This is a genomic window from Halomonas sp. FeN2 (assembly GCF_020595105.1).
GTDB classification, from domain to species: domain Bacteria; phylum Pseudomonadota; class Gammaproteobacteria; order Pseudomonadales; family Halomonadaceae; genus Vreelandella; species Vreelandella neptunia.
In genome coordinates this window covers 4,052,449-4,063,035 of sequence record NZ_CP074200.1, presented here as the reverse complement: position 1 = coordinate 4,063,035, position 10,587 = coordinate 4,052,449, and the positions used below count along the sequence as shown (strand labels likewise).

7 protein-coding genes and 1 pseudogene are annotated in these 10,587 nt (G+C 56.3%); all 8 read right to left on the bottom strand.

Annotated features, from left to right (window positions below):
* Window positions 1-25: 25 nt before the first annotated feature.
* The 8 genes and pseudogenes from KF947_RS18705 to KF947_RS18670 all read right to left on the bottom strand — a co-directional run bounded on the left by KF947_RS18705 (window position 26) and on the right by KF947_RS18670 (window position 10,563).
* On the bottom strand, window positions 26-751 hold the full coding sequence (locus KF947_RS18705) for a phage tail protein (RefSeq protein WP_227404775.1): 726 nt from the start codon (window positions 749-751) through the stop codon (window positions 26-28).
* Window positions 752-1,115: 364 nt separating this feature from the next.
* Entirely contained in the window at window positions 1,116-1,262 is a 147-nt protein-coding gene (locus KF947_RS18700; RefSeq protein ID WP_227404774.1) for a hypothetical protein, read from the bottom strand.
* A pseudogene (locus KF947_RS22250) lies at window positions 1,219-1,494 on the bottom strand (hypothetical protein); the annotation flags it as partial. The gene KF947_RS18700 and the pseudogene KF947_RS22250, both read right to left, overlap by 44 nt.
* 269 nt (window positions 1,495-1,763) lie before the next feature.
* Window positions 1,764-2,024 (bottom strand): hypothetical protein, encoded by a 261-nt coding sequence (locus KF947_RS18690; protein WP_227404773.1) that lies wholly within the window; start codon window positions 2,022-2,024, stop codon window positions 1,764-1,766.
* 94 nt (window positions 2,025-2,118) lie between these two features.
* On the bottom strand, window positions 2,119-4,614 hold the full coding sequence (locus tag KF947_RS18685; protein ID WP_227404772.1) for a beta strand repeat-containing protein: 2,496 nt from the start codon (window positions 4,612-4,614) through the stop codon (window positions 2,119-2,121).
* A 312-nt stretch (window positions 4,615-4,926) separates the two neighbouring features.
* Complete coding sequence (locus KF947_RS18680) at window positions 4,927-8,346, bottom strand: glycoside hydrolase family 99-like domain-containing protein (RefSeq protein ID WP_227404771.1); 3,420 nt, start codon at window positions 8,344-8,346, stop codon at window positions 4,927-4,929.
* Complete coding sequence (locus tag KF947_RS18675) at window positions 8,343-9,743, bottom strand: ABC transporter ATP-binding protein (RefSeq protein WP_223289053.1); 1,401 nt, start codon at window positions 9,741-9,743, stop codon at window positions 8,343-8,345. Before KF947_RS18675 ends, KF947_RS18680 begins: the two co-directional genes overlap by 4 nt.
* Window positions 9,733-10,563 (bottom strand): ABC transporter permease, encoded by an 831-nt coding sequence (locus KF947_RS18670; RefSeq protein ID WP_227404770.1) that lies wholly within the window; start codon window positions 10,561-10,563, stop codon window positions 9,733-9,735. The genes KF947_RS18675 and KF947_RS18670 overlap by 11 nt, the downstream gene beginning before the upstream one ends.
* Window positions 10,564-10,587 lie beyond the last annotated feature (24 nt).

The window sequence follows — 10,587 nt, the reverse complement described above, 5'->3', positions numbered from 1 at the left end:
GCAATGCATCATAAAACTGACATCATTAGTTTCTGGGTGGATAAAGCCCTTCGGTCGCCATGCAATGGGTCAATGGCGTGACTGGCCCACGAATATTGAAAGCGTTCGAGTTCCCGGTTAAACCGACATTGATATTGCCGCCACTGAGAGCCACATCAAACCCCTCCATCGTGACTGGGCTGCCCGTTCCAGACCCGTAAATGTTGGCTTCATCAGCGACTTGAAACGAATTTTTCGCCACTGTCTGGAAATGGGAGTTTGAGGCCGAAGGTGTGGGCGATGCACCATTACCGTCATAAGCCTTCAGCGAAGCGCTGATGGCTGCCGAAGAGAGAGTCGCCGTATGGTTGTGTACCGGCATTTCGGCAACCGACAAAGTATGCGTTTCCCAACCTTGATACTGGCCCAGTCGCATGAGCGACAAACCGTTGCCCTGGCCAGTCCCTACAGGCGAACGTCCCCGCATGTCCGGAACAGCGAAAGAGGATCTGCAATCCCCTCCCCATTCGCATCCCAGAAGAGAAAACAGCGCCTGATTTGACGAAACGGAAAGCGTCTGTCCTGCCAACTCGATATAGTTCACCGGACAAAAGTTGGCAGCCGTCGCGCAGACCGATCCAATATAGACCGAATCAGGCGGGCCACAGGTAGCCTGAGCTTGGGAGACACCGCCAATTGCGCCGATAATGATCAGCAACGCGAGGTGGGCTCGACCGATTATCCATTGTTTTTTTGAACGCTCTTTTTGCACATCCTTCCCCTTTTATAAAAAATAACAACTTATTATTAGAATCAGCAACTTACTAACCTCGCTGGTTAGCTAATCGCAGACATTATCAGCAGGCTTGGTTGGTACTTTTCTTTCCACACTTTCTCGTCTACCTGTACTGAGAAGACATCACCAGCCGATGACCAGCTTTCTCATACTAGGATATTAGCGAGTAATACCTAGGAATGACAGCCATCTCAGCGACGAAAAGCCCCCTTTTTCGAAGGCATATCGTTACTTTAAATCGGTAAACTAAATTTGTATGACTCATCATGCTTAAATAAAAAATTAGCCATCAAACAAAATCTGCGAAACCGCTATCCTATGGCCCATACGACAATCTGGGCTACAGCGGCTCGACGCCGACCTGGGCGATGTTCGGGTTGGCATTGAGATATAGCCGTTCAGCGTAGGCAGACTCGCGGGACGACTCTGCCCTGGGGCCTGGGTCAGTAGGATGGGGGCGTCGAGCGCATTCCAAGGTCGTTTCCATGCGATCCTAAACGATAGACGCTGTTCACTGTTGGCCAGGGTAAAGGGGTAACCAAGCAGGCTGGCGGGCACGTAGCGTAGCTGCCCAACCATTTGCCATCGGGAGCCACATACAGGTTCCGCTCCCCCAGCAGCACCATGAGTTGGTAGTGCTCGCCCTCTTTGAGCAACACGACGACATAGTGGGGCAGCAGCTTGGGCAGTTCCGCCAGCAGAAGTCCCGCAACGTTTAGCTGATCCGCAAAGTGCTAATCACCCCGGGGTAAGTACCCCTAGCCCGCGTGCTGGCTGGGGGAAAGCGCGATCCATTGGGGTATAACGACTCTCGATTCAACAGGCGTTAATAGTGGCGGGCAGTGTAAAGACAAAAACCGGCACCGGGGCCAGGGGTTGGTCAGTGGCATAGGTTAGGCATTTGCCTTAGTCAACATCAAAGAGAGAGCCAGTCACGGTTGGTGCTGGGGGCCACCACCTTGCCGGTGTCGCAACGCCAGGCACCCCATCACTCCGCCGCGTAGCTTCCGCGTAGGGTATCCAGCCGTTTACGGCGGTTGGGCTGCTCGCCCTGACCGTCGAGTACTACGATCTCGCTACCCGGCAGGCACGGCTCGACCCGGTTACGCAGCCATTCGGCAATCGACCAGGTGCGATTAGCAGCGTTCTGGTAGTCATAGTCGTCCACTTGTACATCCACGGTCTCGCGCACCACCAGGCGGATGCCTTCCAGGCGCCAGACGGTCTCTTCGAATTCCTTAATGGTCATGTGATCCTCGTTAGCAAAGAAAACCCCCAGCCGAGGCCGGGGGTTTAGGTACCTTAACCTATCTAACGACAGGCATCCTTCTCAGAGAGAGGAATTAGGCAACTACGTCAGCAGCAAAGGTAGGCAGAGTAGTTACGCCAGAGAGCTGAATCAGGGCATCATCAGCAGCAGCGGCAGTGGTGCCAGTCGCATCCACTCCACCTTCGATGAAGGCATAAGTATTGCCTTCAAACACAGCGAAGGATACACCGTTATCAGTTGTATTTGCATTAGCCATTGCGTTTGCAATTGCGGTAGCGTCTGATCCAGCAGCTAATGCGCTAACAGCAGTCTGAACGGCAGCCTGTTGGCCAGAAACCACATCTGCGATGCCGGTAAACTGTAATTTATCTGTGCCTGCGACGAAGTCGGTGATCACGTCGATGGTACCAGCAGTAACACCAGAATCAGTAACAGCGAAGCTGAAGGTATCTGCACCTGCGCCACCTGTCAATGTATCTGCACCAGCACCGCCGGTGATCATATCGTTGCCAGCACCACCTTCAATCACGTCGGCCTGAGCAGAACCAGTGATGGTGTCAACACCCGCACCACCTTTGATCGACACACCGTTGGTGGCAAAAGCCCCTGCATTCAACGTGTTTGTTCCAGTTGAACCCGATGCATCAAGTGAGAAATTAACTTGATCCATATCGCCAGTTACAAAACTGATATTACCTGCACCCATCAGCTTGACGCTAGCGAGGTCTCCAGAAGCAGCATTAGATTGAGTAATATCAACCTGATCAACTGCTGTCACTTCGAGGTTCTCGACCGAGGCCAGCGTGAACGTAGAGGAGGTTGCGTTGATATCTTCGTTGAGCGTGGTATCTCCATCGTCGAAGGTCATCTTCACGGTGTCGATCTGACCCACAGTAGCAGCACCCTTAACACCAATCGTTGCTGCACCGTCACCCGCTTTGATCGTAACTGCACCAGCTTGAGCAGCGCTCAAGTCAGTGGCTGCAGTAGTACCGGCACCGTCATTGATAACAACGGATGTGATACCAGCAATGTTATCCAGATCAACAGCTACACCATCGTTAAGCTGGAGGGTTTCAAAGTTGGTGTACTTTCCACCAAGTGTCGCTGAAGCAAGATGCGTTGAGTCAGCCACGACGAGCGTATCAGTTCCTGCTCCTGCATCAACTGAGCCAGTAGTTAGCACAGCAGCCGTAGTGAAGGTATCAGCAGCAGAACTACCAGTTGTCTTACCAGTTACAAGGGTGTTCAAGGTTGCCACAACACCGCCAGTGTTAGCCGAAGCATTAACAGTTGCGAAGTCGTCGTCCAAAGTACCAAGTGTCACTTTTCCAGCACCGCTAACACTTAGGCTCTGTGCAGCAGCGTTAGTGCCAACTGTCAGACCTGTAGTTGTCAAGGCGGTAGCAGCAGCGATAGAAACAGACGTTGGCGTTCCGGTGGTCGAAATTGCGCCCGTGGTATTCGCTGCGCCTGATGAGGTAATGTCCAGTGAGGTCAAACCTGCACCATTAACAGCGATGGCACCAGCTGTTACACCACCGTCAACTGTCAACTCACCACTTGTTGCGGCCGCAGCATAGGTAGCGGTCGTCGCACCATTAGTTGCAACGCCATTACCCGTAACTTTGACGGAAGTAGTATCAGCAAGCGAGGTAAGCGTTACTGCATCAGTCGACAGACGGTTGTTGATCGTCGTGACGCCGGGCAAGCTAGTTCCTGCTAGGGTTACACCACCAGTACCTACAGCTCGAAGCTCAACAGTCTCAACATTAGAAATTGAAGCTCCATTTGTAGCATCTGCAATTGCGGCAGTGCCCTGGGTAGTGATTTTCAGCGTATCGTTGCCGTCCCCACCGTTAACAGAGTCAGCTGCTGTCAACGTAGAGTTAGCTGTGGTTTGAGCGTCAACAACACTCACAAAGCTGTCATCTTTCGATGTACCAGTCAGGGTGTCCAGACCAGTAGTCAGTGTGAACGTCTCACCCGGTGCAGAAGTATCAACATTGACCTGCTCGCTTTCCGGTACGGCCGGAGCAGTAATGCCTTCGTCCTGACCGTAAGCAATGAAGTGCTCAAGTGCGGTTAGGCCCGCAGCATCCAGAGACGCCTTCACTTGCGCAACGGTGGTGATTTCTGTGTTACCGGCCGCCTGCAGCTGAGCCAGTTTAGCTTCGTAGTAGCCAGAAACGTCAAAAGCGTTAGAGGGGTTAACGCCTTCTGCTTCACCGTACTGGAGGTAGTGGTTGTATACGTTGCCGTTCCACAGATTAACGAAGTCTTGCGCTGCTGCGTCGATCGTCAGGTAGGAGTTATTGGCATCGTTGAACATGGCCGTTGCTTTGGCACGGATGTATTCAGCCGGGTTGAAGAAGGCGTTCGGGGCCAGGCCTTCCTGGAAGCCGTACTGCTCGTAGTGCTGCTCAGCAGTCAAGCCAACGGCGGCAAAACGTGCTTCTAGGAATGCCGCATCTTTACCTGCCCAATCAGCAGCAGTTTCAGAGTTGGCTTGAAGCTGTGCAAGCTTAGCATTTAGGTAAAAGCTTTTATTGAAACCTTGAATTGCCATGTAGGTACTCTCCTTACATATGCATATGTTCGGGTGCCTGGCTGGCACCCCATGTTGTTGCTAAGCCGACCCTCAACCCCTGGGGGATCCCTTGCCGAGGTTCGGTGCAAAGCAAGCAGGCTACCCAAGATGGGTAAGTTGCCTTGGCGGAGACGATAGCGCCTCAAGCGTTACAAAATCAAGACCACCTTGGAACCTGCTGTGAATCGCGCGATTCACGCTGGTCGATCATAGCAGCCCTTTTTACGTCCTACCACTAGTTACCTGATCTTTTTTAGGGAGGTAACTTGATGGTATTGCTCACCTTAGCGGCTATCTTAGCCTTCGCTTTAAGGAATGATAAAGCGTTTTCGCACGCCGTTCGATAATTTTAGCCGTGATGGGCGGCGCTGCTACGTTGGTACTGGGGGCGCTGCCACGCAAGTGCGGGCTGGGCTTGGCAAAGGGGTAGTGCGCCTCAAACGCAGGCTCCTCTACTGCCGCGGGCGTGCGGGTGTCAGTGACCCGGTACCCGGCGGCCTGGGCAGCAGCGGCGAAAATGCGCTCCAGTGCGTGTGCCAGGGTGCCGTCGGTTTGGCCCTCTTCCGGCTCAAAATCGCTGTCGGTAATGGTCAGCAGCGGATCCATGGCTTCCGGGCGGCACCAGAACATGGAGCCGGCGAAAAAGCCCAGCTCGTCCAGGCTGATACGAATGCCCAGGTGCTCCAGCAGGGCCTGGGTGCGCACCGGGCTTTGCAGGTCACCCCAGTAGTGCACGTAGTCCAACCAGTGGCCGGCGGGGCCAACCATGCCCAGATCCGGCTGGCGGTTGAAGGCGTCGATAACGCTGGCCACCTGCTTTTTGGAGCCTAACAGCTGGCCCAAAAACTCCTGGCGCCACAAGTCGCCATCCTGGCGGTGCAGCGAGCGCTTGGCGTGGATTTTACACACCTGACCGTACCCCAACGGGCGGATAGCGCTGAGCATGGTCAAGAACGGCAGCACATCGCGCCCTTTATTGGGCAGGGTGGCGCAGCGGGCATCGGGTACGGTTTGCTGTATGCGCTCGACCGTGCCTTCCGGGGCGTGTTCGGGCAGCGAGATATACAGGTCGTACTGCCCTTCCAGGTGCGCCAGATGGGTGGCAATTTCGTCCCATAGCTCGGTGTGATAGAGATGCAGGATCACCGCGGTTTCGTGGCACTTTTGCCACTGGGGCAGCTCAGTATCCAGGGCGAAATTGGCGGGTTTGGTGTAGTGTTTAACGACCTGTTTGGTGGCCTCTAAATAGGCGTAGCCGTAGCGGCGATCCGGCTCCAGGTAGGCGCCTTCGGCCCACTCATTCCAGGCATTGATAAACACCAGTTTCTGGTCACCGGGCAGCAGGTCGGCCTCCCGTGCGGCACCGGCCAGCCACTGCTGGTAGCGGCCTGGGGTCACGTTGGCAAAGGTGTGGCCGCGGCCCGGTTTGCGGGCGTCGTTGTCCCAGCCGGGGGAAACGGTGCGGTAACGGGTGTACTCGGTGGCGGGTTTGGCCAACTGGGTAAACACCAGGTCGGCGTAGTCGTAAACGCAGCCTTCAAACGCCGGGTTGAGCAGCGTGAGCTGGTGGTCGATACGCTTGGCGTGGGTTTGGTGGGGGGGGAACTCCACCGAGGCATCAAACCCATAGGGGCTGGGGTCACCGTTATTAAAGCTCTCGGCGGAGACCAGGTGAATCTCGCCAATGCCGTTTTCACGGCAGTAGTTGCGCCATACCTCGGCGGTTTTGTTGGCATCGGGCAGAATATCCACGCGGTAAACGATCAGCAGCGGCTTGCCGTTTACGCGCAGGTAATTGGGCTTCTGCATCAGCGGGGCGACATCCTGGATAAATTCGAGATCGTCCTCCGGCAGGTGCTTCTGCTCCATGAGAATATCGCTCTCTTTGCCGTCCCAGCGGCGGGTCCAGTTCTCGTTGGCCCAGCAGAGGCAGAAGGGAAAGTCGATATTGGGGTTGTTGGCAAACTGGTCGATGGGCCGCTCCAGCAGGCGCTTGCGACCACTAAACCAGTAGTAGTGAAAGCAGAAGGCTTCGATACCGTAGTGGCGGGCCAGCTCGGCCTGGCGCTCCTGCACTTCCGGCAGGCGCAGGTCGTAGTAGCCCAGCTCGCCGGGGTGGCGTGGCTGGTAGTGGCCGGCAAATTGTGGCACGGCCTTGCCAACGTTGGTCCATTCGGTAAAGCCTTTGCCCCACCAGCGGTCGTTTTCGGCAATCGGGTGGTACTGGGGCAGGTAGAAGGCGATGGGCCGCAGGCGGGACGCCTCTTCCAGGGGCTGTTCGGCCAGGGGTACGTAGTCGTCGCTGCTGCCCACCGTTTGGGCGAACATTTCACCAAACATGGTGCTGCCGGTGGGCGCTGCCGAGGCCTGGGCGCTCGCGGGCTGCTCGCCTTCGGTGGTGCCTGCCCCTTTAGCGCTGGGGCGCGGTTGGTTCAGGTAGTGGATCAGCGGGTGCTGGTGATTGGCCAGCAGTTGCGGATGCTCCTGAAGGTAGCTGAGGGTGTCGAAGCTGGCCGAGGGGTCACGGGCTTCATAGCCACCAAAGCGCTGGTAGTGCTTGAGGGGATCCTGGCCGGTGGCCTGCACATCGGGGTTGTGCTGCAGGTACCAACTGGCATCGAACAGGCCCGAAGCGGCAATTTGGTAGCGTTCGGTGCGGGCGCGTTTGATTTCGCTGGGCAGGCGCTTTAAACGCTTTAACAGCTGCTTGGCCAACCAGGTGGGGTTGTGGGCGTGGCTGACCGTTCCGGCATGGGCTTTGAGCAACTGCCGGGTCTCTTTTTCGCGCTGCTGCTTGGCCGCGGCTAGCTCTTCGATTTCCCCTCCCAGCACTTCGATTTCCGCTTCGGCGCGCCTGGTTTCCTGTTTCAGCTCGTTCACACTGACAGCGTGTTCGGCCTTTAGGGTAGCGATGTACTCGCCGCGCTGATCCAGCTCCATATCGCGGGCGTGCACCAGGGTGCGCTGGCGGTTGACGGCGTCGCTTTGTTCAATGTCGCACTGGTAGAAGGAGCTACGCAGTTCGGGGAGCTTCTCTTCGCTGGCCAGGGCGATCCAGTACATGGCATTGGGCGTGCCGGGCTGCCCTTCCGGGCTCGCTTCGCTGTAGGTGGTGTGGCTCTTTTTGCGGGTGTCCCACATGGCGGAGCCGTAAACCACCCGCTGGCCGATCAGCGTGCTGTGGGCAAAGTGGCTTTTGAGCAGCTGCTCGAACTCCTGCTTGTACAGCTCTTTTACGTGATAGGGGTTTTGGTAGCCGGGTTTTTCGCTGTATTCGTGCTTGTCGGGGCTGGAGATAATCAGCAGACCGCCGGGGCGCAGTACCCGCTTGATCTCTTCCATCATCGCTTCGTGGCGGTCGTGGTGCTCAATGGTTTCAAAACTCACCACTACGTCCACGCTGGCGTCGGCCAGGGGGATGGCGGCACAGTCGCCCTGCAGGTAGCTTAGCCCTGGGTGGCTGTAGGTCGCTTTGGCGTGCTCAACGGTGCCCGCGTCAACATCCACGCCCACCACGCTGGCGGCTTTTTGCGCCAGGTAGTGGCTGCCGTAGCCTTCGCCACAGGCGATATCGAGTACGTCTTTGTTCTCTACATAGCCTTGGGCAACGTAGTAGCGGTGCATGTGTTCGGCAATGATGTCGCCGCTCAATACGTTGGGTAAGTACCGTTCACCGGTAGGCGTCAAGCCCTGCTCGTTTGTTGTGCTCATGCGTGTCGTTCTACCTGTAGTTCGATTTGGTGCATGGGGATGCCCACCAGGCCGTGGCTATGGCTGCTGGAGTGTGACTTGAAGAAGAGGGCATCGTGCAGCCAGTGGTGTTGTACGTGGTTGTCCTGGGTGCCGTCCGCAATGGCGGTGCTGATACTGTAATCCCCTTGGGGCAGTATGGGCATGCGGAAAGTGAAGCTGGCGGCCAGCACCGTGCCGGGCATGGCGCTCACGGGGTCGTCCTGGTAGGTGATAAAGGTGTTATCCCCAAACAGGGTCTGGCCCAGGCGGTCTTTGATATAAAATCCCATGATGGGCTGCAGCATGGGCTGCTCCTGGTGGATACGCGCCTTGATGGAGAGAATGACCTCTTCCCCACCCACTACCCAGGTCAGCGGGTGCCCTTCGCGGTCGTGGAGCAGCACCTCTTCCATGATCGCGCCCTTTTTGCCGAACCCTTCTGCGTCTGGGTCGAAGGCATAAATTTCCAGGTCGTTGCGATAGGGGCTGGCGTTAATGATGTCCTGGCGCATGTCCCGGGGTACGGGACGCTTACGCTGCTGCTCGTGCCACTCATCGTTGCGCTTGGTGGTGTCGCTGGCCCCTTGGTTGGACTCGAAGAAGGCTTTCAGATAGGCATCTGCCACCTCTTTGGGGGCGCCCTCGGCGGCGATCTTGCCTTTATCCAGCCAGATCGCCCGCTCGCAGAGGTTGAGCACGGCGGCGGTGTCGTGGCTGACAAACAGCACGGTGCCGTGCTCCATAAAGCGGCGCAGAAAGCGCATGCACTTCTGTACAAAGAAGGCGTCGCCTACCGCGAGGGCTTCGTCGATCACCAGGATATCGGCATCCACGTGGGCGATAACGGCAAACGCGAGCCTGACGTACATACCGCTGGAGTAGGTCTTGACCGGCTGGTCGATAAAATCGCCGATTTCGGCAAAGGCGAGAATATCGTCCAGGCGTTCGTCGATTTCGGGCTTGCTCAGCCCGAGTACCGAGGCGTTCATGTAGACGTTCTCACGCCCGGTAAATTCCGGGTCAAACCCAGCGCCCAGTTCAAGCAGGGCAGCGATGCGCCCATGGGTGTTTATTTCGCCGTGAGTCGGCGTGAGAGTGCCGCAGATCATCTGCAGCAAGGTGGATTTACCGGAGCCATTGCGGCCGATAATGCCCACGGTTTCACCTTTGCGTATTTCAAAGGAGATTCCGTCAAGGGCTTTGAACTCCCGGCCGTAGCGCTTGGCGGTTTTACCCGCCAGCCGCTGTACCTTGGGTACGACGAACTGCTTGAGCCGGTCGCTGGGCGCCTCGTAGATTTGGTAATATTTGGCAATATCGCTCAGGGTAATCACCGGGGGCGTAGCCTCGGTCTGTGTAACTGTTTCAGAGGACATCAGCAAATCCTTTACGCGTTTTCTGGAACCAGGCAAACCCTAACCACGCCACCACTAGCGATACCGCGAGATACTTGAGCAACCCACTAATATTGGGTAGCTGCCCTTCCAGCAGCACGATGCGTGCCTGTTCGATAATAAACGTTAGCGGGTTGGCGTGAATCACGCCGTGAAAGGTTTCCGGTAGCGCGGAGATGGGGTAAAAAATCGGCGATAGAAACAGCAGCATGGTGGCTATCAGCCCCATGGTTTGACCTATATCGCGCAGGAAGACCCCCAGGGAGGCCAGCAGCCAGCTAATGCCCATGGTTAATACCATGAGCGGCAACAGCACCAGGGGTAACATCCAGAAAGTCCAGGGCACGCTACCCAGCACTACCAGCTGGGCCAGTATCAGCACCAGGGAGCTAACGGCGGCATGGAAAAGCGCTGAGCCAAGGGGCACCAGAGGCAAGATTTCCAGCGGGAACACCACTTTTTTGACGTAGTTGGTGTTGGTCAGAATCAGGCTGGGTGAACGGGTTAGCACCTCGGCAAGAATGCCGTGAACGATCAGCCCGGCAAATAGCTGCAGGGCGAACACACCCTTGCTCTCCTCGCCCCCGACTCCCCAGCGGGCATTAAAAACAACTGTAAATACAAAGGTGTAAATAACCAGCATAATAATGGGGGTGACAAATGACCATGCCAGCCCGAGCAGTGAGCCTTTGTAGCGGCCTAATACATCGCGCTTAATCAGGCGGGCTATTAGTTCACGATAGCGCCATAGGTGTACCACCATGGCGCGTGGTGCCACCGTATTTAAAGCATGTGGGTTCATTGGTTCTCTTTACACCATTCGATG

What these genes read in the sequence shown, in the direction of transcription:
- KF947_RS18700 (WP_227404774.1), bottom strand. Translation starts at nt 1,262, where the DNA reads ATGGAAACGACCTTGGAATGCGCTCGACGCCCCCATCCTACTGACCCA.
- KF947_RS18690 (WP_227404773.1), bottom strand. Translation starts at nt 2,024, where the DNA reads ATGACCATTAAGGAATTCGAAGAGACCGTCTGGCGCCTGGAAGGCATC.
- KF947_RS18685 (WP_227404772.1), bottom strand. Translation starts at nt 4,614, where the DNA reads ATGGCAATTCAAGGTTTCAATAAAAGCTTTTACCTAAATGCTAAGCTT.
- KF947_RS18680 (WP_227404771.1), bottom strand. Translation starts at nt 8,346, where the DNA reads ATGAGCACAACAAACGAGCAGGGCTTGACGCCTACCGGTGAACGGTAC.
- KF947_RS18675 (WP_223289053.1), bottom strand. Translation starts at nt 9,743, where the DNA reads ATGTCCTCTGAAACAGTTACACAGACCGAGGCTACGCCCCCGGTGATT.
- KF947_RS18670 (WP_227404770.1), bottom strand. Translation starts at nt 10,563, where the DNA reads ATGAACCCACATGCTTTAAATACGGTGGCACCACGCGCCATGGTGGTA.